The organism is Streptomyces sp. NPDC096132 (assembly GCF_044763345.1).
Lineage (GTDB): Bacteria > Actinomycetota > Actinomycetes > Streptomycetales > Streptomycetaceae > Streptomyces.
Genome location: NZ_JBIWGA010000045.1, coordinates 21,151 through 46,368, shown reverse-complemented (window position 1 = coordinate 46,368; position 25,218 = coordinate 21,151). Strand labels below are relative to the sequence as shown.

Annotated in this window: 20 protein-coding genes and 1 pseudogene; 14 read left to right on the top strand and 7 right to left on the bottom strand. The window is 69.6% G+C overall.

Translation table 11 applies throughout. The features are described from left to right. From ACIRF9_RS48885 to ACIRF9_RS48875, 3 genes and pseudogenes are all read right to left on the bottom strand, one after another. A pseudogene (locus tag ACIRF9_RS48885) lies at nucleotides 1-192 on the bottom strand (hypothetical protein); the annotation flags it as partial. Nucleotides 193-203: 11 nt separating this feature from the next. Then, nucleotides 204-3,605: an AMP-binding protein gene (locus ACIRF9_RS48880; RefSeq protein WP_403836766.1), complete on the bottom strand. Its 3,402-nt coding sequence runs from the start codon at nucleotides 3,603-3,605 to the stop codon at nucleotides 204-206. Beyond that, the gene (locus tag ACIRF9_RS48875) at nucleotides 3,602-5,890 is read right to left on the bottom strand and encodes a pyridoxal-phosphate dependent enzyme (RefSeq protein WP_403836764.1); all 2,289 of its coding nucleotides are present in this window, start codon (nucleotides 5,888-5,890) and stop codon (nucleotides 3,602-3,604) included. The genes ACIRF9_RS48880 and ACIRF9_RS48875 overlap by 4 nt, the downstream gene beginning before the upstream one ends. Before the next feature lie 217 nt (nucleotides 5,891-6,107). Between ACIRF9_RS48875 and ACIRF9_RS48870 the strand changes: the two genes are divergently transcribed. Continuing rightward, entirely contained in the window at nucleotides 6,108-7,055 is a 948-nt protein-coding gene (locus ACIRF9_RS48870; RefSeq protein WP_403836762.1) for a kinase, read from the top strand. On the opposite strand, the gene ACIRF9_RS48865 is transcribed toward ACIRF9_RS48870, so the two are convergent. Together ACIRF9_RS48865 and ACIRF9_RS48860 are read right to left on the bottom strand one after the other, a co-directional pair. After that, entirely contained in the window at nucleotides 6,995-8,527 is a 1,533-nt protein-coding gene (locus ACIRF9_RS48865; RefSeq protein ID WP_403836760.1) for an argininosuccinate lyase, read from the bottom strand. The two genes, ACIRF9_RS48870 and ACIRF9_RS48865, sit on opposite strands and share 61 nt — an antisense overlap. A gap of 13 nt (nucleotides 8,528-8,540) precedes the next feature. Continuing rightward, on the bottom strand, nucleotides 8,541-9,107 hold the full coding sequence (locus ACIRF9_RS48860) for a helix-turn-helix domain-containing protein (RefSeq protein WP_403836758.1): 567 nt from the start codon (nucleotides 9,105-9,107) through the stop codon (nucleotides 8,541-8,543). 849 nt (nucleotides 9,108-9,956) lie between these two features. On the opposite strand from ACIRF9_RS48860, the gene ACIRF9_RS48855 reads away from it, so the two are divergent. The 7 genes from ACIRF9_RS48855 to ACIRF9_RS48825 all read left to right on the top strand — a co-directional run bounded on the left by ACIRF9_RS48855 (nucleotide 9,957) and on the right by ACIRF9_RS48825 (nucleotide 16,765). After that, nucleotides 9,957-10,904: a chlorinating enzyme gene (locus ACIRF9_RS48855; protein ID WP_403836756.1), complete on the top strand. Its 948-nt coding sequence runs from the start codon at nucleotides 9,957-9,959 to the stop codon at nucleotides 10,902-10,904. Nucleotides 10,905-10,916: 12 nt separating this feature from the next. After that, nucleotides 10,917-11,186 (top strand): phosphopantetheine-binding protein, encoded by a 270-nt coding sequence (locus ACIRF9_RS48850; RefSeq protein WP_403836754.1) that lies wholly within the window; start codon nucleotides 10,917-10,919, stop codon nucleotides 11,184-11,186. Nucleotides 11,187-11,199: 13 nt separating this feature from the next. Further along, nucleotides 11,200-11,961: a thioesterase II family protein gene (locus tag ACIRF9_RS48845; RefSeq protein ID WP_403836752.1), complete on the top strand. Its 762-nt coding sequence runs from the start codon at nucleotides 11,200-11,202 to the stop codon at nucleotides 11,959-11,961. Next, entirely contained in the window at nucleotides 11,954-13,540 is a 1,587-nt protein-coding gene (locus ACIRF9_RS48840; RefSeq protein WP_403836750.1) for an amino acid adenylation domain-containing protein, read from the top strand. The genes ACIRF9_RS48845 and ACIRF9_RS48840 overlap by 8 nt, the downstream gene beginning before the upstream one ends. Then, the gene (locus ACIRF9_RS48835; protein ID WP_403836748.1) at nucleotides 13,537-14,010 is read left to right on the top strand and encodes a YbaK/EbsC family protein; all 474 of its coding nucleotides are present in this window, start codon (nucleotides 13,537-13,539) and stop codon (nucleotides 14,008-14,010) included. Before ACIRF9_RS48840 ends, ACIRF9_RS48835 begins: the two co-directional genes overlap by 4 nt. Continuing rightward, entirely contained in the window at nucleotides 14,007-15,188 is a 1,182-nt protein-coding gene (locus ACIRF9_RS48830) for an acyl-CoA dehydrogenase family protein (RefSeq protein ID WP_403836746.1), read from the top strand. Before ACIRF9_RS48835 ends, ACIRF9_RS48830 begins: the two co-directional genes overlap by 4 nt. A gap of 77 nt (nucleotides 15,189-15,265) precedes the next feature. Next, nucleotides 15,266-16,765, top strand: coding sequence for a cation:proton antiporter (locus ACIRF9_RS48825; protein ID WP_403836744.1), 1,500 nt, complete (start codon nucleotides 15,266-15,268; stop codon nucleotides 16,763-16,765). Here the strand turns inward: ACIRF9_RS48825 and ACIRF9_RS48820 are convergent. Both ACIRF9_RS48820 and ACIRF9_RS48815 read right to left on the bottom strand, forming a co-directional pair. Then, the gene (locus ACIRF9_RS48820) at nucleotides 16,750-17,337 is read right to left on the bottom strand and encodes a tyrosine protein phosphatase (RefSeq protein WP_403836742.1); all 588 of its coding nucleotides are present in this window, start codon (nucleotides 17,335-17,337) and stop codon (nucleotides 16,750-16,752) included. The two genes, ACIRF9_RS48825 and ACIRF9_RS48820, sit on opposite strands and share 16 nt — an antisense overlap. After that, the gene (locus ACIRF9_RS48815) at nucleotides 17,337-17,933 is read right to left on the bottom strand and encodes an MBL fold metallo-hydrolase (RefSeq protein ID WP_403836740.1); all 597 of its coding nucleotides are present in this window, start codon (nucleotides 17,931-17,933) and stop codon (nucleotides 17,337-17,339) included. Before ACIRF9_RS48815 ends, ACIRF9_RS48820 begins: the two co-directional genes overlap by 1 nt. 203 nt (nucleotides 17,934-18,136) lie before the next feature. Here ACIRF9_RS48815 and ACIRF9_RS48810 point away from each other — a divergent pair, with 203 nt between their 5' ends. From ACIRF9_RS48810 to ACIRF9_RS48785, 6 genes are all read left to right on the top strand, one after another. Next, nucleotides 18,137-18,277 (top strand): hypothetical protein, encoded by a 141-nt coding sequence (locus ACIRF9_RS48810; RefSeq protein ID WP_403836738.1) that lies wholly within the window; start codon nucleotides 18,137-18,139, stop codon nucleotides 18,275-18,277. 302 nt (nucleotides 18,278-18,579) lie between these two features. Next, entirely contained in the window at nucleotides 18,580-20,700 is a 2,121-nt protein-coding gene (locus ACIRF9_RS48805) for a putative PEP-binding protein (protein WP_403836736.1), read from the top strand. Then, a complete protein-coding gene (locus ACIRF9_RS48800; protein ID WP_403836734.1) occupies nucleotides 20,697-21,677 on the top strand; it encodes an ABC transporter ATP-binding protein in 981 nt (326 codons plus the stop codon). The genes ACIRF9_RS48805 and ACIRF9_RS48800 overlap by 4 nt, the downstream gene beginning before the upstream one ends. After that, nucleotides 21,674-22,441 (top strand): ABC transporter permease, encoded by a 768-nt coding sequence (locus ACIRF9_RS48795; RefSeq protein ID WP_403836732.1) that lies wholly within the window; start codon nucleotides 21,674-21,676, stop codon nucleotides 22,439-22,441. Before ACIRF9_RS48800 ends, ACIRF9_RS48795 begins: the two co-directional genes overlap by 4 nt. After that, nucleotides 22,428-23,252 carry an ABC transporter permease gene (locus ACIRF9_RS48790; RefSeq protein WP_403836730.1) on the top strand — a complete coding sequence of 275 codons (825 nt, stop codon included), beginning with the start codon at nucleotides 22,428-22,430 and terminating at the stop codon, nucleotides 23,250-23,252. Before ACIRF9_RS48795 ends, ACIRF9_RS48790 begins: the two co-directional genes overlap by 14 nt. Nucleotides 23,253-23,281: 29 nt before the next feature. Next, nucleotides 23,282-25,201 carry a RiPP maturation radical SAM C-methyltransferase gene (locus ACIRF9_RS48785; protein WP_403836728.1) on the top strand — a complete coding sequence of 640 codons (1,920 nt, stop codon included), beginning with the start codon at nucleotides 23,282-23,284 and terminating at the stop codon, nucleotides 25,199-25,201. The last annotated feature ends 17 nt before the right edge of the window (nucleotides 25,202-25,218 follow it).

The window sequence follows — 25,218 nt, the reverse complement described above, 5'->3', positions numbered from 1 at the left end:
GATCCCCACCGGCCGGCCGGCGCACCCCGACTCCCGCAGAGCGGCAGCCCACTGCGACGACCACGAGTCCAGCTCGGCATAGGTCACCTCACGCCGGCCGCACCGCAACGCAACGCGGTCACCACACCGCACCGCCACAACCGAGAACGCATCAACCAGGGTGCCCGCTTGAGTGGTGCTGGAAGTCGACATGGGGCGTCCTTTCATGAAATCCACGTCAGGAGACTGTCTTGGAACGCGTCGCAGATCTGCCGGGCTGTGTCCGGGGCGACGAGCGCGCGCTGGCGGACCAGCCGGAACACCAGACGGTCGCCGTCGCGGGCGCCGTAGAGGCTGAGGGCGAACCCCACGTCCCGCGGGGGGATGTCGATGGCCGACACCTCTACCCCGCCGATGGTCTGCCGGCAGCCGCTCCAGGGAACGGAGAAGCCGTCCGGCAGCAGGTCGTCCGCGGACTGCTGGAAGGTCAGGGTGCTCTGGAAGAGCGGGTTCTGGCCGTGCCTGCCCGGGCCCAGCGCCCGCACCAGTCTGGCGAAGGGAACGTCCGCAGCCGCCATCGACGTGCGCAGCTCCCGCCAGGTGCGCTCCTCCAGTCCTTTCGGCCCGTCGCCGTCGGTGAAGTCGCCCAGGACGGGGATCAGATTCACCAGATAGCCGACGGTGCCGGCGAAGCGTGCCTCGGTCCGTCCGTGGTGCGGGGTGCCGATGACCACCCTGGGGTGGCCGGTGGTCAGGTGGAGGGCGCGCAGGTAGGCCGCTGCAATGCTGGTGAAGGGGGTGATGCCGCGGGCCCGGGCGTGTCCGTACAGAGCGGCGGTGAGCTCGGGGCCGAGCTCGAAATCGGTGAGGCCGGCCGGGTTGCGGCGGCGGACGGTGGGGAGGGGCCCCGGGAACAGCACGTGGTCGCTCAGGGGGTGCCACTTCTCGGCGAGCTCCCGGAGCTTGGCTTCGGCGCGAGGGTCGGCTGCCGTGCGTGCCTCGACGCGCGCCCAGTCGGCCGCCGTGGCCCCCTCGGACGCCGGGGACGGAAGGCAGCCGGGGCCCAGCAGTTCGGTCATGATGCGCGCCGCGACGATCCGCAGCGACCAGTAGTCGACGACAGCGTGGTGGCAGACGAGGAGCAACGTGGTGGTGTGCGGGGTCAACGCGACGATGGCGCGGACGAGAGGACCCTCCGTCAGGTCGAACCGCTGGAAGGCGGACTTCTCCAGGTAGTCGCGGACCTGCTTCGGATCGTCGTCTGAGAACTCCTGCACGAGCCAGTCGAAGCGTGCCCCCGCGCTGATGACGGCCGAGCCCGTCCCCATGGGGCCGAATGCGGCGCGCAGTGACGGGTACGCGGAGACGACGTCGGCGACGGCGTGGCGTATCTGCTCCGGTGCGATGCGACGCGCGAAGCGCACGGCGAAGGGGAGGTTATTGGCGACGTCCTCGGTGTGCAGGCGGTCGTAGAACTGGAGTTGGATCTGCCCCTGCGAGAGCGGGCCGCTCGCGTTGCCGGCCTCGATGGGGGCGGCCGTGGTGACCGGGCCGGCTGTCTCGCCCGTCTCCGCCGGACCGGTCGACGCCGGTGCGAGTGGCTCGGAGACAGCCGTGGTGATCTCGTCCAGGGACAGATGGCCGAAGAACAGCGAGGCTTCCACCGGGCGCCCCAGCTCTCGCTCGACGGCGCCCTTCAGGGCGACCAGGGCGAGGGAGTCGTATCCCAGGGCGGCCAGCGGCAGCCGGCAGTCCGTCTCGTCGGGCAGGTGCCCGAGCCGCCGGGAGACCTGGGCCCGCAGCACCTCCCGTACGGTGCCGGTCCCGCTGGGCGGTGCGTCGGACGGTCGGCCGGACGCGGAGCCGGCGGAGTCGGCCGACGAGCGTCCGAAGGTCCTGAGCATGCCGTCGAGCAGGAGTCGTCGCGTCTCCGACCGGCGGATCTTGCCGCTGGATGTCCGGGCCACCGCGCCCGGCGGCACGAGCACGACGTCGGCGACGTCCAGGCCACATTCGGCGGCGACGGCCCGGCGCACGGCGGTGGCGAGGGCTTCGACGAGCACGGCGGCGGTGTCCCCGCCCTTCCTGAGGCGGGCGACGGCCTGCCGTCCGACTTCCAGGACGACGACCACCGTGCGTAGCTCATCGTCGAGTTGGAAGGCGGCGGCACCTCCCGCGCGCAGATCGTCCCCGGCGGCCCAGGCCGCTGCCTCGATGTCGTGTGCGTGGTGGTTGCGGCCGGCGACGATGATGACGTCTTTGGCCCGGCCTACGACGTACAACTCGCCGTCGACCAGCGCTCCGAGGTCACCCGTGCGCAAGAAGGCGCCAGGGCGTCCGGGGATCTCGGTGTGGAAGACCTCGGCAGTGGCGTCGGGGGCGCCCCAGTAGCCGAGGGTGACGCTCGGTCCGCTGAGGCAGATCTCGCCCACCGTGCCGTCTGTCGCGGGGAGGCCTTTGTCATCACGGACGACGAGGTTCGTCCCGGGTTCCGGTCTGCCACAGGAGACCAGGGTGATGACACTGCTCCCGGTGGCCGGATCCCCGGAGGGGACCAAAAGCCCCTGCTCGATCACTCGCCGGTCGAAGGCGACGGTGGCAGGCGCGGCCGAGGACGGGCGGCCGGTGACGAACAGGGTCGCCTCGGCCAGCCCGTAGCAGGGCAGAAACGCCCGGGGGGAGAAGCCGTGCCGGCCGTACAGGCCCGCGAAGCGGTCCAGGGTCCGGTGGTCGATGGGCTCGGCCCCGTTGAACGCGACCCGCCAGGCACTCAGGTCGGTTCCGTCGAGCGCCTCGGGGTCGTAGCGGTCGGCCAGCAGCCGGTAGCCGAAGTCGGGGCCTCCGGAGCAGGTGCCCCTGTAGGCCGCGATCGCCCGGGGCCAGGCGAGCGGGTCGTGCAGGAAGGAGAACGTGTCAAGGAAGACCGCTTCCAGCCCGAGGTACAGCGGGACCAGCGCCGTGCCGATCAGGCCCATGTCGTGGTACATCGGCAGCCAGCTGACGACGATGTCCGTCGGCCGCAGCGCGAAGCCGGCGGCGATGGCCCGTTGGTTCTCGACCAAGTTGCGGTGACCGACCATCACCCCCTTCGGGCGGCCGGTCGATCCGGAGGTGTACTGGAGAAAGGCGAAGCCGTCGGCCGGGGGAGCGGGCAGCGTGCGCGGCCGGTCGTGCGCGGCCGCTCTCAGACTGTCGACGGTGTGGAGCGCGGCCGTCGGCGGCGCGGCGCCCGACGGGTCGGCCAGCCGATCCATCAGTTCCGGGACGGTGAGCACATGTGTCGCCCCGCAGTCCCTGACCACGGAGTCGATACGGTCGGTCCGCGCCCCCGGCCGGGGCGGATACAGCGGTACCGCCACTACGCCGATGCGCAGACAGCCGAGCAGCGACACCAGGTAGTCAGGACCCGGCGGCAGGAGCAGGACGACTCGGTCGCCGGGGCCGGCCACGGACGCCAGACCGGCTGCGATCTCCAGCACTGCCTGCCGCAAATCCGCGTAGCGCAGCTCGCGTTCGACCGTGAGGTCCGGGCGGATGAACCGGCAGGCGATTGCTTCTGGCCGCCGCTCGGCCCAGTGCTCCACGGCGTGCGGGACCGACGCGAGGGCGGGATGTTCCCACGTCATGACAGGGCATCCCCTGGACGCGGATCATCGGCCACCACGAGCTCGATCCGGCTGTGGGCCTCGTCGCAGACCTTGGTGGCCTCCTCGTACGAGTCGCCGTGGGCGATCACGTATCCGAGCCGGTCGTAGGCGTCCTGCGCCGGGCGGACCGTCGTGCCGGGGCTGGCGGTGACGGTGACCTGGGCGACTCCCTCGACGACCGAGGCCTCCGCTACGCCGCGTACCTCCACCAGCCGGCCGGCGCGTGGGGCCAGCAGGAAACGGATGGCTGCGCAGCGCACTGCTTCGGCGTCTGTCCGCTGCGGCAGCCCGGTAGCGGCTCTGAGCTGCTGTTCCAGCAGTTCCACGCCGGTGGCCAGCCGGATCGCCTCGGTGATCATGCCGCCGGCCGGGCGGGGGTTGATCTCGATGACGGCGGGACCGCGCTCGGTCAGCCGTATCTCGGTGTGCGCGGCCCCGTGGCCGAGGCCCACCGCCGCGATGGCCTGCCGGACCGTCGCCTCGATGGCGGCGGCGACCGGGGCGGACAGCTGCGCGGGAAAGACATGCCCGCACTCGACGAAGTGGGGGAGGCCGCCGACCCTCTTCTCGGTGATGCCGACGCAGTGGACGCGGCCCTGTGCGCTGAAGGTCTCGACGCTGTACTCGGGTCCTTCGAGGTACTGCTCGACCAGCCCGGTGCGCGCGGTGGGCAGGCCGCGGACGTTGAGACGGGCGTCGAGCACATGCCGTACGTGGGCTGTCAGTTCGTCCTCGGTCCGGCACAGCAGCACGTCGTGCGAGCCGGTGTCGTCGACCGGCTTGACCACGCAGGGCAGCCCGATCTTGTCGCGGGCAGCGGCCAGTTGCGCGATGTCGGTCACCGCCGCGTGCCGCGGCTGCGGGACTCCGGCCTCGTCCAGCCGGCGGCGCAGCACGGCCTTGTTCCGGCAGGCGGCCACCGCGTCCGGCGCGTTGCCGGGCAGCCCCAGCCAGCGAGCGAGATCGGCCACGGCCTCGGCGTAGAACTCGCTGGTGGTGGTGACCCCCGCGAGTTCCTCACGGCGGAACGCATCACGCACGGCCAGGCGCAGGGCGAGAGGCGAGCCCGTGTCGCACGGCAGTACTTCGCATTCCGTGTCGTCCAGCCCCACGTACCTCTCGGGGGCGGCGGTGAGCAGGACGGGGGAGAAGCCCAGTTCGTGCGCGACGCTCAGCGCGAGCATGCCGCTGCCCGTGGTGTTGGACTCCACGAACAGCAGACGCCGCCGCTTCTCTGCGCTCTCCGCCATCGGCCCGCTGGTCCTGGACCAGCCCTGGACCACCTGGCCGGGCGCGGTGGCCTCCGGGACGGTGGCCAGGTCGAGGGCGGCGAGGTCGTGCTCGGACCAGTAGCCGTCGTCGTAGACGGTGTCCGTGTAGCGGTCGCCCCGGTCGGGGAGGATGCCGACGATGCGCGTCCCGGCGGGTGCCCGCCGGGCCAGGAACTTCAGGACCTGATAGACGGAGCCCGAGGTGTTGCCGGCGAACAGGCCCTGTTCGCTGACCAGATCGCGGGTGGCCTGGAAGGCCTCGCGGTCGTTGAGCCAGTGCACCTCGTCGATGAGCGAGCGGTCCAGGTTCTTGGGATGCAGGCTGTTGCCCAGGCCGCTCTGCAGGCGGCCGGGCCGGTCGGGTTGGCCGAACAGGACGCTGCCTGTGCTGTCCGCGCCCACCACCCGCAGATGCGGCAGCTCGGCGCGCAGCGCGCGGGCCGATCCGCACAGCGAGCCGCCGCTGCCCACCGAGCCGACCAGGATGTCGAAGGCGCCCAGATCCTCGATCAGCTCCGTGGCGAGCGCCCGGTATCCGGCGGGGTTGTCGGGGTTGTCGTACTGATCGGGCCAGAAGGCGCCGGGGAGTCCGGCCCTCAGTTCCGCCAGCCGTTCCAGTCGCGCGCTCTGCCAGCCGCCCCGGGTCATCGCCTCGACCACGTGCACCTCGCAGCCCAGCGCGCGCAGCTTGGCCAGCGTGATCCGGTCGATCCTCGGGTCGGTGACGATGTGCACGGGATGCCCCAGGGCGGTGCCGACCAGAGCCACGCCGAGTGCCATCGTCCCCGAGGAACTCTCGATGATGGGCGCGCCCTCGGTCAACGCGCCCAGCCGCTTGGCCTCCAGGAGGATGCTGCGCGCGACCCGGTCCTTCATCCCGTACAGGTTCTGTAACTCGAGCTTCGCGTACGCCTCGACCTGCGGTGAGTCCTCCAGCCGAAGGCGCACCACCGGGGTGTGTCCTATGGCCTCCACAACGTTGTCGAACAGCACGTGCTCACCACTCCAGGTCGTGGGGGGTCAAGGGCATGGCACCTGTTCGTCGCACGGCCGACTCGGCCGACCGCGGTGGATCCGTACGACAGCGTCTGCTCGCCGCACCGACCACGCTCGTACCATCATGGCAGACTGATCGTTCAGTAAACCAGACCGTGCGGACGTGTGATCCGCCTCTGGAGGTCCCGATCGGCGCGCAGTGAGGAGTCGGCACGTGGACGAGACCGTGGGAACAGCCGAGCATCCGGACCTCGGTAAGGGGCGCGCCGGAGTGGGCACGGCCTTCGGAACCTTCGGCGAACTGCTTCAGGGAGTCCTGTATGAGAACGGCCTCGACTTCCTGGTGACCTTCCCCATCTCCCGGTTTTCGACCGCCACTTTCCGGCCAGGGTCGGAGAGCGAGGAAGTGCAGGTCGTTCCCGCGGGCAAGCACAAGTCGCGGTTACTGGCCTCGCGTCTGCTGCGGGCGTTCGGCCATCACGGCGGCGGGCTGTTGGAGGTGGCCAGCGACCTGCCCGTGGGCAAGGGGTTCGCCAGTTCGTCGGCTGATCTGGTGGCGACGGCCCGCGCCGTGGCGGATGCCTTCGGGACGAGGCTCGAGGAATCCCGGATCGAGGCGCTGCTGCGAGACATCGAGCCATCGGACGGTGTCATGTATCCGGGAGTCGTGACCTACTATCACAAAGAGGTCCGACTGCGAGAACGGCTGGGATTCCTCCCTCCGCTGACGGTCGTCGGGCTCGACGAGGGCGGCATGGTGGACACGGTGAGTTTCAACCGCCGCGTCAAGCCGTTCACCGACGCCGACAGGCGCGAGTACGGCGACCTGCTGAGCACTCTGTCTCAGGCCGTACGGGACGGAGACCTGTACACCGTGGGCGCCGTAGCCACCCGCAGCGCGGAGATGAACGCCAAGCTCCTGCCCAAAAGCCAGTTCGAGGCTCTGCGGGTCATCTGCCGCAAGGTCGGCGGGCTCGGGCTGGTCGCCGCTCACAGTGGCACGACGCTGGGCATCCTGCTCGCCGAGGAGCCGGAGTGCGGCAGTGGCCTCGTCGAGCGCACGCGAGCGCTGTGCGAGGCCCTGCCGGGGACCGTGACCGTCTACCGCTCACTCAGCCCGGACTGGGCCGGCGCCTCCGCCGCGAGCTCGCTGTCCGCCTGAACCGCGGACTCCCGGACCGTGCGGGCGCGGGCCTGCCACTGACGCGTCAGCCGGGCCAGTTGCTCTGCCTGCTCTTCGAGCAGGGCGGAGACGGCGGTCGGCTCCGAGGAACCGGAGGAACGTCGGCGGCCCATCTCCCGGTCCGGGTCGAATGCCTCGCGCAGCATCGGCAGCGGGTCGGCCAGCGCATGGCCGTGCCGTGCGGCCGCCTCGATGAGCAGGTCCGGGCGGTGCTGTGAGGGCAGCAGCCCGGCATCCCGGGCGGCCGTGATGTACTGCCCCGCGACCACCTGGGCGGTACGCCAGGGGATCCTGTGGTCCAGCGTGAGCCGGTTGGCCAGCGAGAATCCGCCCAGGTGCTCGCTCTCGCACGCGGCCCGCATCCGGTCGGTGCGAAATGCCAGCCGGTCGAGCACCACACGCAGCAGCTCCAGCATCGCCCCGAAGCCCGACATGGCCGTCTCCAGCTGGGCGCTGCTCTCCTTGGACACCTCGACGGTGTTGCTGTAGGTCACGGCTCGCTGGGTGGTGGCCACGTCGACGTACCACGACGTCAGATGGGCGGCCTTGCCCCGGATCCGTTCCAACACGGGGTAGTTCTTCTTCTGCGGCATCGCCGAGGAGATGCCGGACAGTTCGTCGGGTAGCTCGCAGAACCCGTAGGCCCCGCTGGCCCAGGCCATCAGGTCCGTGACGAACCGGCTCGTCACGACGCCGGTCGTGGAGCAGGCGGCGGAGAGGTCCAGCAGCCACTCCCGGGAGGCGACGCCGGTCAGCGCGTGCGGCTCGGCACCGGTGAACCCGAGTAGCCGGCTCATGCGCTCCCGATCCCAGTCCAGCTCCTGGCCGGACATGGCCCCGCTGCCCAACGGGCAGGCGTCCAGGCCGTCGTAGACCCGGCCGAGCCGGTCCAGGGCGTGCAGCAGCCGCCCGGTCAGCGCCGACAGCCAGAACGCCGGGGACACCACCTGGGCGGCCTGCAGATGCGTGTAGCCCGGCATCACGTCGTCCACATGCTCGCCGGCCCGCCGGTGCGCGGCCTCGGCGCACCTGAGCAGCCCGCCGGCCGCGTCGATGGTCAGCCTGCGGCCAAACATCAACTGGGCCGTCGCCTGGAGGTCGTTACGGCTTCGGTCCACGTGCCAGGCGGGTACGGGCGCGTCCAGGCGTCCCAGAACGAACCGTTCCAGCGCGAAGGAGATGTCGGACATGCTGGCCCGCAGACCGGCGGCCAGCCGATCCCCGGTGGCCTCCTCCAACGCCCGGCCGAGTTCGGTTACTTCACGGGCGGTGAGCACTCCCATCCGCCGGTACTCCAGTAACAGCACCTTCTCCAGGTGCACATAGTGCGGTAGAAGGCAGCGGGCCTCGAACCTGAACTGCGGTTCGAGCACGGTCCGGTGCAGCACGTCGGCGGGACCGCTCGTGATCCTGCCGGTGAGTTCCGCGGCGGAGTTGTCCTGGTCGTCCATCGGGCTCCTTCGGTCATCGGGCGGGCGGGGGCGACGCGTAGCTCACGATGAGCAGGCAGCGGGCCGGACCTCCCTTGGCTTCGTAGAGATGCCTGGTGTCAGCCGGAAACTGGATGTAATGATGGCGTTCCAGGTCCTCCGGGGCGTCGAGAGGGCCGCAGCGCACCGCACCTTCCAGGACGATCAGGTGTTCGACGACGCCCGCCGCGTGCCGCTCGGACTCATATCTGGCCCCGGCGCCCAGGGACAGCATGTACGTCTCCGTGACGCCGCGCGCGGGCCACCGGCTGCACAGCTCTATCGTCTCCTCGCCGTCGTCCGGCCACTCGTCCTGCGCCGGCTTCAGCACCCGTACCTCGGCTTCGGCCGCGGGCTCCGCCAGGAGATCGCTGAACGACGTCCCCAGCGCGTTGGCGATCAACCACAGTGTCTGGATGGTCGGGTTGCCCACCCCCGCCTCCAGGCTGGAGAGCGTGGCCTTGGCGACTCCGGAGAGGCGGGCGAGTTCGGCCAGGGACAATCGGGCGCGGGCGCGCTGCTGCCGGAGATTGGCGGCGACGATCTGAGCGGCACGGTCCACGGATACTCAACAACCAATCGGTCTGGCCGGACGGCACGACGGCAGAAGCGATGATACGAGCCGCACCACCCCTACGGTCCCCGAAACCACGGGCCACATGGGCTGCACGGCCTGCACTGCTCCGGGCGCATCACTGGCTTCGCTCAGAGTGCCAGGGGCTCATCCCGGCCAACTTCGCGGCCCGAGCGGGTATTTCGAACGCTGCGGGCGTGTTGCGCCGCGTGCGCACCGACCCTGCTTCTGCGCCCCATGCGTCCGCTCCGCTCCGCGATGATCGCGCGGCGCGATGCCGTCTCTCGACTCGCCCCCGGCGAGAGCCCTGTCCCCGGTGGCGCCTTTGCGGCGTCAACGACGCTCGACCAAGGCCCCGGATGCGGATGCCACCTGGCCGAACGGCATCCCGGAGGAAGCCATTCGCCGAGGCCTCGGCACCCGGCTGTCCGCCTCGGGAGCGGCGACGAGCCGGCTGCCGAATTCCCGGGAGGGTGCACACGCCATGTGCTCATCAGGGACGCGTCCGACGTATGTGCGCGGTCCGGTTTCCCGCCACGCAGCCTCGCCCTGGAACGGTCGGCCGAAAAGTCGCTTGACTGGTGGGTGGCGGATGAAAGCGCTTTCGGTATCCAGTTCTCCTGCCGTACTCTCGCCACCGTGTCGATCACTGAGTGAACGTTGCTGCTGGCGTCATTCGTGGATGGTGAAACAGGGTCCTGACATCTCACGGAGAAATACGCAGAAAAGCGAAGACTCACGAGGAAAAGCGCGGTTCGCGCGGGGGACGTACCCAAGTACGCCTTTGCGTGTCTGTACTTGATCATCGCTCATCGGAGCGCCCTCGAAAGGCGGGGTATGGAACAGCAGACCGTCGACTTCACGCTCAGTGCCGGGGAGATCGAGCAGTTTCACCGCGACGGCTTCATCGGGCCGTTCGACCTCTACGGCAAAGAGGAGATGGAGGCCAACCTTCGGGCCTTACGGCCGAAGCTCATCAACACCAAGACCTCCATCTACAGTTCCGACAACGCTGTCTCCGGCAGCACCAATCTCGCGAACTACGACCGTCACCTGGACGTAGACTTCCTGGCGCAGCACATCACCAGGCCGGAGATCACGGACCGGGTGTCCAGCCTCCTCGGCCCCGATGTCCTGTGCTGGCGGACGGAGTTCTTCCCCAAGTACCCGGGCGACGAGGGAACGGACTGGCACCAGGCCGACAACTTCTCCAACGTCGCCGGCACCAAGCACCCGCAGATCGTCTGGCCCGAGGACGCGGCGTTCGGCGGCACCATCACCGTCTGGGCGGCCTTCACCGACGCCACGGTCGAGAACGGCTGTCTGCAGTTCATCCCCGGCTCGCACACGACGATGAACTACGACGAGTCCAAGACCATGGAGTACAACGCGGACTCCATCAACCAGGTGGAAAAGGACGGCGTCCGGCGCGGCTTCTTCGGCTACGACTACCGGCAGCTGCAGAAGGACCCGAACTGGAGCCCCGACGAGTCGAAGGCCGTCTCGCAGGTCATGCGGCAGGGCCAGTTCATCATCTTCTGGTCGACGCTGATGCACGCCTCGCACCCGCACAGCGGTCTGACCAACCAGATGCGCCTCGGCTTCGCCGCCCGTTACCTGCCAACGTCCGTGCGGGTCTACCCCTATTCCACGGAACTGGAGGAGTTCGGCGGAGCGGCCAGCCTGGAGAGGTTCGGCAACGTCCTGGTGTCCGGCGAGGACACCTGTGGTCACAACCGCTTCGTCGAGACCACGGTCAACGGCTACCGCTTCCCCACGCGTTAGGAGGGCCGCACCATGAGCGACACGACACAGCAGGAGGACATCCTGCCCTGGGTGATCGACTCCTGCCGCTCTCTGGGGCTCGAAGTCGGCGGAGCCGATGACGACTTCTTCGACGCCGGCGGCAACTCACTCACGGCGATGCGGCTGATCGCCCGGGCCGAAGAGAAGTTCGGGGAGGACGTGCTTCCCCCCGACGACCTGTTCGAGCACAGCAGTGTCCGCGAAATCGCCTCCTGTCTTGCGAAACACCGGCAGGCGGCGGAAACGGCCGACGAGGCGTAGGAGAACCTGGACGGTGCCATCGCTCGGCGGCGACAGGTGGGTCCTGTCCCTCAAGCGGACGTCCGGCGACCCGGCCGTCAGACTGATCTGCTTCCCGTACGCCGGGGGCAGTCCCGACCTGTTCCGCAGCTGGGCCGGAGCCGTCGGCGATCGGGTGGAGCTGCTCGCCGTCGCGCTGCCCGGCCGTGGCCGCCGTATCAGGGAACCGCTGTACCAGGACTGGGAGACGCTGCTGGCGGACACGTTCGCAGCTCTCTCCCCCTATCTCCAGGAACCCCACGCCTTCTACGGGCACAGCTTCGGCGGACGGCTCGCCTACGAGCTCGCCCACCTGACCGCCGTACGGCATCCGGGACGGACCCGACACCTGTTCGTCTCCGGCTGCCGTAGCCCCGACGTCCCGCAGGCCCGGCCCTATCTCCACCAACTCTCCGAGACCGCCTTCCGCGACGCGCTGCGCGAGATGGGCGGCACCCCGGCGGAGGTGCTGGACAACCGGGTGATGATGCGCCTCCTGCTGCCCACCGTACGCAGCGACATACGGCTGGCAGAGCTGTGGGAGGACCGTCACAGCAAGGGCGTCGACGTGAAGCTCACGGCGATGTACGGCCGTGAGGACCACATCGACGGCCGGGCGAGCATGCGCGGCTGGCGCTCGTACACCAATAGGGAGTGTGAGCTGATCGAGATGCCGGGCGGGCACTTCTTCCTGGAGACGCACCGTCGGACTCTGCTGAACGTCATCAACGAGCGCCTTGGGGTTCAGGATGCATGAGCTGATCGTCACCGAACGCGCGCAGGCGATCCATCGCATGGTCAACAGCACCGACGCGCCGTACCCGGACGATTGCGGCGTGAAGGAGCTGTTCGAGGCATGTGCCGAGGAACACCCCGGCGCCACCGCGGTCGTGCACGCAGGCCGTGCCCTCACCTACCGCCAACTGAACAGCGCGGCCAACGCGTTGGCCGCGCGACTTCGCCAGACGGGCGTGCGGCCCGGGGACACGGTGGCGGTGTGCCTGGTGCGTTCCCCCGAACTGGTTGTCGCTCTGGTCGCGATCATCAAGTGCGCCGCCGTCTATCTCCCACTCGACGCGGCCTGGCCGGACGAACGGCTGCGCACCGTCCTCGGCCAAGCCTCGTGCCGCTGGACGCTGAGCGACGCGCCGCACACCCTGGCCGAGCGGTTCCCCGAGTGCCGCGCCCTCGGCGTGGACGAGGCGGAGGCTGCGGACGGCCACGTCGAGAACCCCGCGCTGAGGGTCGATCCTGACGATATCGCTTACATCAACTTCACCTCCGGCTCCACCGGCGTCCCCAAGGGCGTGCCGGTCCGGCACCGGAGCATCGCCAGGCTGGTGTTCGGCGCCCGTTACGCGCACCTGGGTGAGCGCACGACCCTGCTTCACATGGCGCCGGTCACCTTCGACGCTGCCACCTTCGAGATCTGGGGCGCTCTCCTGCATGGCGGGACCTGCGTCCTGTATCCCTTCTCCTTCGTACGCCTGTCGAAGCTGCGCCAAGTGATCGAGGCGCACGGCGTCACCGTCCTCTTCCTGACCACGGCGCTGTTCAACACCGTGGTGGACGAGGCGCCGGAGACGCTGGATGGCCTGGAGACCGTCCTCACCGGGGGCGAGGCACACTCCCTCACCCATATGAGCCGGGCCGTGCGACGCTACGGCCCCGGCCGCGTGGTCAGCGTCTACGGCCCGACGGAGTGCACCACGTTCGCCACCTACTACCCCGTCCCCGACCCGATCCCCACCCACACAGCGCTGCCGATCGGACTGCCCCTGCAGAACACCCGTCTCTACCTTGTCCACGACGGGCACCTGTGCGAGCCGGGCGAGCTCGGCGAGATCTGCCTGTCCGGCCCGGGACTCTCCCCGGGATACCTCCACGCGTGGGGGGCCACCCGCCGGCAGTTCATCGAATGCGAGATCGACGGAACCGTCGAAATGCTCTACCGAACCGGCGACCGCGGATATTTCCTGGACGACGGCAACGTGGTCTTCAAGGGCAGGCTGGACGACCAGGTGAAGGTGAACGGCTATCGCATCGAGATCGGCGAGGTCTCCCACCACCTCGACAGACACCCGGACATCAAACAGAGTTACGTCACCGTCAGCGGCGATACCGCCGGACAGCGGACCCTGCTGGCATTCATCGTGCCTTGCGGTGAGGACTGTACATCGGATGCCATACGAGAATATCTCGGCGAACACCTTCCCGTGTACATGATTCCGGCCAAGATCCATTTCTGTGGATCTCTGCCGCTTTCCGCCACCGGTAAGGTGGATCGCCACGCTCTCATGTCACTTCACGCACCATCAGGGGTCACCTCTTCATGAGCATCAGTAAGCGCGCCCAGCAATTCCAGGACATTCTCCGCGAGCGCGGCCTCGACCTGACGGTCGTCGAACTGCCCGTGTCCACACGCACGGCTGATGACGCGGCACAGGCCCTGGGATGCGGAAAGAACCAGATCGTGAAGTCGCTCGTCTTCCGTGCCCCCGCGACCGACCAGCCGGTGATGGTCCTGGCGAGCGGCCCGAACCGAGTCAACGAGAAGACCATTTCCGAGCTGGTGGGCAGTGAGATCGGCAAGGCCGACGCCGACTTCGTCAAGCGGGTGACCGGCTTCGCCATCGGCGGCGTCCCCCCGCTGGGACACAAGCAGCCGCTGACCATCTACGTCGACGAGGACCTGATCGGGTTCGACGAGACCTGGGCCGCCGCCGGAGCGCCCAACGCGGTGTTCAGGATCCCCGGCAAGATCACCGACATTCTCCCCGCCCACACCGTGGTCTCGGTGAAATGACCGAGGCTCCCCCGGCGGCGGTCGGAGACAACCGGTCCCCCGACGGACACCGCGCCTTCCGCGCCCGGGTGCGCGAGGTGCTGGACGGCGTCGTCCGGCCGAACGCCCCGGCGTGGGAGGCGCAGGGGCGGATCAGCCGGGAGGGATGGCACTTGCTGGGCAGGGAGGGGCTGCTCCGCCTCGGACACTCGGGCGAGGACTTCCTCTCCAGCGCGGTTTTCCTGGAGGAGTTGGGCGCCACCGGGTACGCAGGGATCCGCGCGGCCGTCGGCGTGCACGCCTACATGGCCGTGTCCTATCTCCGCCTGTGGGGCACCCCCGAACAGCGCAGCGCCTACCTGCCGGCCGTCGAACGGGGGGAGCGGATAGCCGCGCTGGCCATCACCGAGGTGGGCGCCGGTTCCGATCTGCGCCACCTGAACACCCGCGCTGACCCTCGGGACGACGGTGTCCACACCGTCAACGGGGAGAAGTCGTATGTCGCCAACGGTTCCCGGGCCGACTTCTTCGTCACTCTCGCCCGAACCGGCGCCTCTTCCTCCTCCCGGGGGCTGACCGGAGCCAGCCTGTTCCTCGTCGACGCCGACAGCCGCGGAGTGCGCCATGAACCCCAGCCGATGCTGGGCTGGCACGGCGCCGATGTCTGTCGTGTGACGTTCACGGATGTCGAGGTGCCCGCCGACCGACTGCTCGGCCGACGCGACCGCGCCCTGACGTACCTCATGCGCGGGCTGGACTTCGAACGGCTGGTCGCCGGACTGCTCGCGGTGGGAGGCGTCAGGTACACCCTGGAGCTGCTCAACGGCTTCGTGCGGCAACACCGGGTGGGCGATGCTCCGTTGAGCGCAAAGCAGGCCGTCCGGCACCGGATCGCCGAACTCGACGCCGAGTTGGACCTCGTGAGCCAGTACGCCCTGCATGCGGCCCGGCTGCACAGCAGGGGCGCCCTCGACACCCGCACCGCCTCCATTCTCAAACTGAAGTCCACCGAACTCGCCGTGGCCGTGGCGCAGGCGTGCCTCCAGTACCACGGTGCGGCGGGCTACAGCGAGGACTCGGCGCCCGCCCGTCTCTACCGCGACGCGATGGCGGGGACGATCGCCGGCGGAGCCAGCGAACTGATGCGCGACATGATCTTCGAGTCCACGGAGCTGCCGCCTCGCACATCCTCCGTCTGAGAGATCCCGGCAGTCCCCCCGCTTTGTTCTCGTGCCCCGCCCGCCACTCTCGGCCCACGTGAAACGGAGTTGTGGAAGTGTCAGAGACATTCACCGAACGCTCCAAGGCGGGCAAACGGCTGTGGATCGCCGGCGTGACCGTCACGGTCCTTCCGCTCGCCATCATCGGGTTCGTCGCCGCCGGCGTCGGGGGCGGCCAGACGGACGGTCCCGCCGCCCCCGCCCACCGCCTGGACGCCACAGGCCATTTCTTCCTTGCGGCGGCTGTCATCCTGACGGCGACGCATCTGGGAGGCATTCTCCTCTCCGGTCTCGGCCAGCCACGGGTCATCGGCGAGATCTGCGCGGGCCTCGCGCTCGGACCCTCGCTGTTCGGGCACTCCGCCCCGGACGCGGCCCAGTGGCTCTTCCCCGCTCCGTCGGTGCAGTTACTCAACGGGCTGGCTCAACTGGGGCTGGTTCTTTTCGTCTTCGGGGTGGGCCGGGAGATGGCCGGCATGCGCCTGCGCGGCGCCGCTACCCAGGCTGTGTTGGTCAGCCAGGCCTCGCTTTTCATCCCGTTCGCCCTCGGTACAGCGGCCGCCGTGCCGCTTGTGGACGCCTTCGTCGGCCGCAGCGGTTCCCCGCTCGCCTTCGTCCTCTTCCTCGGGTGCGCGCTGAGTATCACCGCTTTCCCGGTGCTCGCCCGGATCCTCGCCGACTTGGACATCATCCACAGCCGTCCCGGTCAGCTCAGCCTCTTTGCCGCAGCGATCGGCGACGGCGGCAGCTGGCTTTTGCTCGCCGCCGTCCTGGCGGCCGCCCATGGTTCCGGTACCGGCGGGCTGTTGTTCAATACGGCCGCCATCGTGGTCGTCGCCGTCGTCTTCCTCGGGCCTGTGCGTCTGCTGCTCGCCCGGTGGTTGGGCAACGGCGCCCGCGCCGGCTCCACCGCGGTCGCCGTCCTCCTCGTCTCCGCCGTCACCGCAGCCGCTGCCATGACCGCGGCCATAGGGGTCCACCAGTTGATCGGCGCCCTGCTGGTCGGCCTCGCGTGGCCGAGAAGCAACGGCAAGGCGGCCGCGGTCGCCGAACGTCTCACGGTGACGGCGAAGACGGTGCTGCTCCCGTTCTTCTTCTTCGGCTTCGGCCTCACCATCGACTTCGGCGCGCTGGGCTGGGACAGGTCGGTGCTGGTGACGCTCCTCATGCTGCTCGCCCTCGCGATCGTCGGCAAGATCGGCGGTCCGTTCCTGTGCGCCTGGATGACGGGGATGGAGTGGCGTCCCGCTCTCGCTCTGGGCTTCCTGCTCAACGCCCGGGGACTCACCGAACTCGTCGTCATCCAGATCGGTTACCAGGCCGGACTCATCGACGAACGGCTGATGGGCATCCTCACCCTCGTTGCCCTGGTCACCACGGCTCTGACGACTCCGTTGCTGCGCGCCATCGGCTTCGCTCGCGTCGGCAGTCGTCCCGCGACCCCGGGCACCGCACAGCAGGACGGTGCACACAGGCCCCTGCTGGCGCCGTCAGGACATGCCCGGGTCACCCCGGGCGACGGCGGTTTCGAGGCCGACGATCATCGGTCCGGCTGATGGTCAACCTGGGACAGCCGGTCCACAGGCCCGGCCCCGCGGTCCCGGCCAGGATGCTGCCCGCCCCGCGAGACCAGGCGGAAGAACTCCAGCGTCCAAGCGCGCTGTTCCTCGGTGTCCGGCACCCTCGTCCCCCGAGCCCGTTCCATGGCCGTCCAAGCAGTCTCCGGCGCCATGCCTTCCAGGATCATCAGGCAGACCGCGATCAGGGAGGACCGTCCGATGGCACAGCGGCAGTGCGCAACGACATGGGCGCCGCCCCGCAGCTCCTCGGCGAGTTCCCGCAGTACCGGCAGCACGACGCGGACCGACGGGACCGTGAAGTCGGGAATGGGCAGCGCGACGAACCGCAGCCCGGCGGCCTCGGCGAGGCGGGGCTCGTCGGCGAGCCCCAGTTCGGTGCGTTCGTCGTCGGGGAGGGCACAGACGACGACGTCGGTGCCGGCGCCACGCAGGGCCACCATGTCGCCGGCCAGACGCCCGTGGCCGCGAGGCCGGGCCATGGTGCTCAGGCGTCCCGGTCCTCGCAGACCGGCGACGGTATAGAGGGTGGGGGTGGACGGCTCGGTCATCAGGCGGACGACCCCGGCGCGAGCCAGCGGTAGCGGCCGCCGCATTGGTCGGCGAGCCAGCCGTTCAGGCTGCCCAGGCCCCGATCGTTGACCTGCCCGTCGTGGATGCCGTAGGCCCGTTCCGGATCGACGGCGCGGACGAAGTCGATGGCCTCGTCCGTCTTCATCCATGACCCCTGCAGGGGGACCAGCAGGGTCTCCACCGGTCGGTCGGGACGGTGAAGGGAGTCCCCAGGATGGTAGAGGTGGTCCTCCACGAGGTAGCCCAGGTTCGCGCAGTCAGGGAGGGCGCCGTAGATGCGGGCGTGCTGCCCGCCCTGGGCGGCCACCCGGAAGCCTGCCGCGGTGAACTCTTCCCCGGCGACGACGCCGGTGAAGTCCAGGCCCGGGATCCGCGCCGACTTGGGGGCGTAGACGGGCACGCCCAGCCCCTTCAGCCGCAGCAGGTCGATGTGATCGTCGTGTTCGTGGGTCACCAGGACCGCGTCTGCGCCCGAGAGTGCCTCGGGCTCGCTCCAGACGCCGGGATCGATGATCAGCGTGCCGCCGTCGTGCTCCAACCGGACACAGGAATGAGCGTACTTGGTAATCCGCACGACATGAGCATAGCCCGCAGGCGTTGTCGGCCTCTGCGGGAATGGCCGGAAAATTTCGGTCGGCCGCTACCCGGGAGTGTTCCCGGTAATCAGCGGCATTTAGATGATGTGTGCTTTTCGGGACAGTCGATATCTAGTCAACTTGCTTATGAACATGCAGAGTTCATCTTGTGGCAAGAGAGGACTGCTGTTAGCGTCGGATCATGGACATATCAAACTCGAACGTCGAGGAGCTCGCCGACCTGGCCGAGCTGGAATTCTCTCCGATCGCCCCGGAGGAGGCCGCCGACCTGGACGACCGTGTGTACCTGCTCGGTGTCCGCCCGGAGTTCGTGAGCCGGTAGCGTCCGCGCGTCGATCCGCCCCCGGCGCTGCGGGGGCCCGTTGACACCAGAGGTTCACCACCGGAAACGGTGCCGGACCTCGCCCTCGGGGGATGGGGATTCAGTACGTGGTCATGGATCATCTGCCGGTCGCTCTTCCCGCTGGTTCAGTACTGCGGCTGCCGGTCGATGCCGTTGACGCCACGCTCCGTGAGGCGATCGCCGAGCTCGATCCCGACGGTCGTCTAGGGAGTGGGGAGCGTCCCGTCTTCCTGACAGCCTGGCTTCCCTGCCTGAAGGGAAGCTGTCTGTCGTTTCTCGGTATGAGCCCTGCCAGTCGACAGTGGCTGGCAGGGCTTGCCGGTGCCGGCTTCGCCGCGCAGCGCAGGGCCGAACTGGTGGCCGCCCTGGCCGTCGCGGATCCCGACGCCGTATTGCCGGACGACCCCGTCGAACAAGTGATCGCTGTGGTGCGGGCGTTGGTCAGAGCCGAGCCCGGTGCGGCCAGGTTGGAGCTCGGACGGCAGCCGCTGTGGTGCGGCCCCGACTCAGGCAGCGGTCTGGCCCACTCCTGCGACCTGTCGACCGGCCGGCCGGTCGTGACCGGCTCCTATCTCGCCGGGGGGTCCGGAGCCCAGCTGCTGACAGCGGGTGGCGTGGATCTCGGCGAACTCATCGATACACAGCCGTGGGGCCCCGAGTTGCGGCAGGCGGTGCACGCCGCCGAGACCGAACTCGGCTGGCCGGTCCGAGTGGAGTTCGTCGTCGAACACGGCAGGGCCCACATCGTCAGCACCACCCGAGCCTCCCTGCACGGCGCCGCTCTCCTGCGCGCCGTGGCCACCCGGTACGAACGCGGCCGGCTGACCCCCGGGCAGGCAGCGTCGCTGGTGGATCCCCTGGACGTCGAGCAGGCGCGTTCCATGACCGGGCCGTCCCTCGACCTGCCCGTGGCGGCGCGCGGTCTCGGAGTGTCTCCCGGCATCGCTTCCGGTGCCGTCGTCTTCAGCGCGGCCGAGGCCGTTGCCGCGCGGGCCGGGGGAGAACAGCCGGTGCTGGTCCTCACCGAGTCGAAGCCGGCGGACCTCCCGGGTCTGCTGGCCGCGACGGCCGTGGTCACCGAGCGAGGCGGACTGACGTCGCACGCCGCGGTCGTGGCGCGCGGCCTCGGGCTGCCGGCCGTCGCGGCCCTCGTCGACGGCGTCCTGGACGCCGACGCCAAGACGCTGCGCACCACGCGGGGCGACACCGTCCGGGCCGGCGATCCGGTCACCGTGGACGGCCGCACCGGAGTGATCCACCTCGGCGGCCGCAAGCAGTCCTCCGCCGAGCGACGGGCTGCCCTGGAACTGCCCGGCTGGCTGGACGACGCGCTGTCCGCGCTGCCCGGCATCGCGGTGCGCGTGAACGCCGACACCGGCGCCGACGCCACCGCTGGACGGGCGCTGGGCGCGAGCGGGGTGGGACTGTGCCGGATCGAGCACATGTTCCTCGGCGAGCGCCACCAGGTGCTCCAACGGGTCCTGATGGCCCGGCCCGGCCCCGACATGACGGAGGACCTCGCCACCCTGCACACCCTCCTGCGGACGGAGATCACGGACGTCCTCGCGGCGATGGACGGACTGCCCGTCACGATCCGCCTGCTTGATCCCCCGCGCCACGAATTCCTCCCCGACCTGACAGAACTCTCCCTGACCGCGCAGGCCACGGGCGCGCAGGCCGACCGGGACCGGCTCGACATCACCCGCCGCCTGCACGAGCACAACCCCATGCTCGGGGTGCGCGGCGTGCGGATGGGCGTCCTGCTCCCGACGCTGACGGCCGTACAGATCAAGGCACTGGCGCAGGCGACGCTCGCGCTGCGCCGCGACGGCCGCGACCCGCGGCCCGAACTCCTGGTCCCCATGGTGAGCGCCCCGGCGGAACTGGACTTCGTCCGGGGCATCCTCGACGACGTCTGTGCCCACCTGGGAACCTCCCCGGCCGAGGCGGGCATCTCGCTGGGCGCCATGATCGAGACCCCGCGGGCCGCGCTGCTGGCCCGGTCGATCGCACGCCGAGCGGACTCCCTGTCCCTGGGCACCAACGACCTCACCGCACTCGTCTGGGGCCTGTCCCGCGACGACGCCGAACAGCATCTGCTGCCCGCCTACCAGGACCTGGGCCTCATCGACGCATCCCCCTTCGCCCGACTGGACGTCGAAGCCGTCGGCACCCTGGCACGCCAGGTCGCCGAGGAGGCACGAGCCGTACGCCCGGACATCACACTCGGCGTCTGCGGCGAACAGGCGGCCGACGCGGCGGCCGTGCGGTTCTTCACCGAGGCGGGCTTCGACCACATCTCGTGCGCGCCGCCACGCGTCCCCCTGGCCAGGCTCGCCGCCGCACATGCCGCCCTCGCCCGAAGAGCGGCAGATGTTCACCCGATGGAGGCAGGACGTTGAGCGAGCCGGCGATCGCCGTGGAACACCTCGGCCGTAGCTTCACCGACCGCGGACGCGAGATCGTGGCCCTGCGGGACGTCAGCTTCCAGGTCGGAGCCGGCGAGATCGTGGGCCTGCTCGGCAGCAACGGAGCCGGCAAGACCACCCTCACCAAGATCCTCGCCACCCTGCTGCTGCCCAGCACCGGCACCGCCCGTATCTTCGGGCACGACGTCACACGCGATCTGCGCACGGTACGCCGGATGACCGGCGTCGTGCTGGGCGGCGACCGCGGCCTCTACGCCAAGCTGAACGGCCGCGACAACCTGCGGTTCTTCGCCATGCTCGCCGGCGTAGGCCGACGCGGCCTGAAAACCAAGCTGGACGCCGCGCTGGAGGAAGTCGGCCTGGGTGCCGCGGCCGACCGCGCGGTGGAGACGTACTCCAAGGGCATGCGCCAGCGACTGCACATCGCCATCGGCATGATCGCCGAGCCGCGCGTGCTGCTGCTCGACGAACCGACTGTGGGTCTCGACCCGGTCGAGGCCGACCGGCTGCGCGGCACCGTCGCAGCACTGCGCGACACCGGAGTGTCCGTTTTGCTCACGAGCCACTATCTGCTCGACATCGAACGCCTCGCCAGCCGGGTGATCATCCTCGCGGACGGCACCCTCGCGGCGGACCTGCCGGTCGAGGAGTTCGCCCGCCAGGCCGGCTATACCGCCACGGTGATCGTGCGCGGCACCGGCAGCCCGCCCGACGGTGGCGCGGTGTCGTCCCGAGACATCGCCGTCGGCGGTGTCGACGTGGCCGACGGGGCGTGGACCCTCAGGCTGCACGTCCGTGACTGGAGCGTCGGTTCGTTCGGTCTGCTGGAGCAGGCGCTGGCGCACGTCAGCGTCATGGACGTGCGGATCGAGCCGGTGCGGCTGGAGGACGTCTACTCCCACGTGGCCGCGCGTCTGGCCGCCGGCAGCCAGGTCGGTGGAGTGCGGTGAGCGGCGCCCTGTGGATGTTCGTGACCGCGTTGCGCATGGAACAGCGGGCCATGCAGCGCAATCCGTTGCTGCTGGTCAACTCCGGCATGCTCCCCGCGGTGTTCCTGATCATCGCGGTGGAGACCGGTCGCCCCGACCCCGACGGCGCGGCCGAGCTCCTTGTGGCCGTGATGCTGACCGCGCTGTGGGGCTCCACGGTGTGGATGAGCGGAGGGGTCCTGCGCCGCGAGCGCAGCTTCGGCACGCTCGCCCGCTGTGTCTCCGGAGTCTGGTCGCCGTACCTGGTGCTGCTGGGCAAGAGCCTGGGCGCGACCGTCACCAGCGTCGGCGCGATCCTCGTCAGCACCGGCGTCACGGCGGTGGCGCTGGGGCTGCCGCTGGGGGTGTCGCACCCGGTGTGGATCGTCGTGTCGCTCATGGTGCTGGTGTGCTCCGCCACCGCTCTCGGGGCGCTGGTGTCCTGCCTCTTCCTGGTGACCCGCAACGGGCTGGTGTGGTCCCACGCGTTGATGTACCCGGTCTTCGCCGTGGGCGGGCTGCTCATCCCCACCCACGCGCTGCCCGCCTGGCTGCGCTGGGCACCCGATCTGCTCAGCCTGCACTGGATCAAGGACTGTCTGGTCGACGCGGCCACCGGCGGCGTCTCGGTCGCCCCGCTGGGTGCGGCGATGCTGCTGACGCTCGCCTACTTCTTTACCGCGGGCCTCGCCTACAGCCGGTCCGTCGAGAGGTCTCGCAGGGAGGGCACACTTGACCTCGCTTGACACCGCCCCGGAGCACGGCGCCGTCCCGGCCCGCGCCTTGCCGGCCTGGCGGGCGGCTGAGGCCGCCCGTATGGGCTGGCTCGAGTACCGCGCGCTCCAGACGCCTGCCGGCCTGCTCGGCGCGACACTGCCGCGCGGGGTTCTGCAGATCCTGTTCTTCACGACGCTCGCAGGCGTCCTCGCCGGTCCCGGACACCGCGAGTACGCCTTTGCCGGTTCGCTCGTGCTGGCGTTGAGCAGCACCAACGTCAACGGTGTGGTCGCCGTGCCCGTCCTGGACAAGCAGTACGCCACCTTCGCGCGGGTGCGCACCGGCGCGCTGTCGCCCACCGTCACCCAGATCGCCCGGGCGCTGCCCTATCCCGTCATGGGCTGGAGCCTGCTCGTCGTTCAGGGCGCGATCGCGGCGCCCCTGCTCGGTATGACGGACTTCGCCCTGCGGTTGCTGCCCTGGGCGTGGGTGTACGCGCTGATCGCGCTGACGCTCAGCGTGCTGGGGCTCGCGGGAGCGACGATGACCGTTGGCAAACGGGCCGACGTGGTGGCCCCGAACGTCCTGTCCTACCTCGTCATGCTGTGCAGTGGCGCGATCGTCCCGCCCGGCCGGGTGGGATGGGTGGACGCGATCGGTCAGGTGCTGCCGGCCCGGCACGGCCTGGACGCCGTCCGCGCGGGGATGGACGGCCGGCCCTGGCTCGGCGACCTGGGCCTCGAGGTCGCCGCCGGCCTCGGGTTCACCGTCCTCGCCGCCTTGTCGATCCTCCACCAGGCCCGGCGCGCGAGCAGACACGGCCACGACGACTTCGAGTGACCGACGTGCCCACACCCGAGGGGAAACCGATGAGCCTCATCCGCCTGCCTCTGGCTGTGCGGACCGAAGCGGACCATGAGGAATCCGCTTCGCCGCCCAGCAGAGCCCTGCGCGTCGCCCTGGTGAACATGCCCTGGGCACGCATTCACGCGCCCTCCATCCAGTGCGGACTGCTGCAGTCGATCACCCGCAGGGCCGGCCACGAGTGCGACAGCCACTACCTCAACATCGAGTTCGCCTCCTTCTTCGGCAGCAAGGCCTACGACGGAATCGCAAACATCGCCTCCGAGCGGCTCCACCTGATGGGGGAATGGCTGTTCTCCTACGCCGCATTCGGCGAAGTGACCCCGGACGACGACTACTTCGCCGCGTACCCGGAGGTGAAGTCCATCTGGGACGAGCTCACCGGCAAAGGCCTCGAGGATCTCGTGGAGTTGCGCCGTGAGAGGCTGCCGGACTGGATCGCCGAATGCGCGGCCAGACCGGTGTGGGGGGAGTACGACGTCATCGGATTCACCTCCACCTTCCTGCAGAACACGGCGTCGCTCGCACTGGGGAGAAAGATCAAGGAATTCCACCCGGGCGTGACGCTGGTGTACGGGGGTGCCAACTTCGACGGGGAGATGGGGGCCGAGTACGCGAGGAAGCTGCCCTGGCTCGACTACGTGGTGGCCGGCGAGGGCGATCTCGTGTTCCCCGCACTGTTGAAGAACGTCGCCGACGGCACGGACACCCCCATCCCCGGAGTCCTGCGGCATGCCGCCACGGACGTACCGCCGACTGCCGACGCCCAGCGCCCGCAGGTCCTCGACGACCTTCCCACTCCGGACTACCGGGACTACTTCGCCTGGGTGGAGCGCTTCGACCGCGCCCGGCTGCTGGGCCGGACCCCCGTACGGCTGCCGGTCGAGTTCTCCCGGGGATGCTGGTGGGGCCAGAAACACCACTGCACCTTCTGCGGCCTCAACGCGCTCGGCATGGCGTACCGCTCCAAGTCCGGTGAGCGCGCGTTCACCGAGCTGAAAGCCCTGCTGCGCGACTACCCGGTGGTGCATGTCGACACCGTCGACAACATCCTCGACATGGGGTACTTCTCCTCGCTGTGCGCGCAGCTTGCCGAGGAGCACTGGGACGTGAACCTCTTCTTCGAGGTGAAGGCCAATCTCACCCGGGAACAGGTCGCGACCCTGAAAAGCGCCGGAATACTGCGCATCCAGCCCGGCATCGAGAGCCTCAGCACCCATGTGCTGCAGCTGATGCGCAAGGGCGCGAGCAAGCTGATCAATATCCGGCTGCTGAAATGGGCTGCTTACTACGGGATCGACGTGGCCTGGAACATCCTGGCGGGATTCCCGGGAGAGACCGAGGAGGACTACACCGAACAACTGCGCCTGCTCCCGCTGCTGCACCATCTCCAGCCGCCCGGAGGCTGTGGCAGGATCTGGCTGGAGCGCTTCAGCCCCTATTTCACCGACCCGTCCTTCCCCATCGACAACCTCCGGCCCCGGGCCAGCTACAGCCACGTCTATCCGGCCTCGCTGGACCTCGAGAAGATCGCGTACTTCTTCGACTACGAAGCGTCCGGCACGGTGTCCCACGAGACGGTGGCCGCGCTGAACGCCGCCGTCTCACACTGGCAGACCCGGTTCACCGAGGCGAAGCCCAGCCTTGTCTACCAGCGGCTGCCCGGGAAGCTGACACTGATCGACCGCCGGACCGACCAGCCCCGTCGGGCTGTCCTCACGGGCTGGAAGGCGGACGTCTACGAGGCCTGCGGCGACGCGCCCCGGGCAGCGGCGGCTGTCTCCCGCCAGGTGGCGGCGCAGGGCCTGGCCGTCACCGATGACGACGTGACGGCCTTCCTCGAACAGTGCTGCCGCGCGGGCGTGATGGTGTCCGACGACGGCAAGTACCTCGGGCTCGCGCTGCCGGAGAACCCCAGCTGGTAGCCGTCGCGGACCCGTGT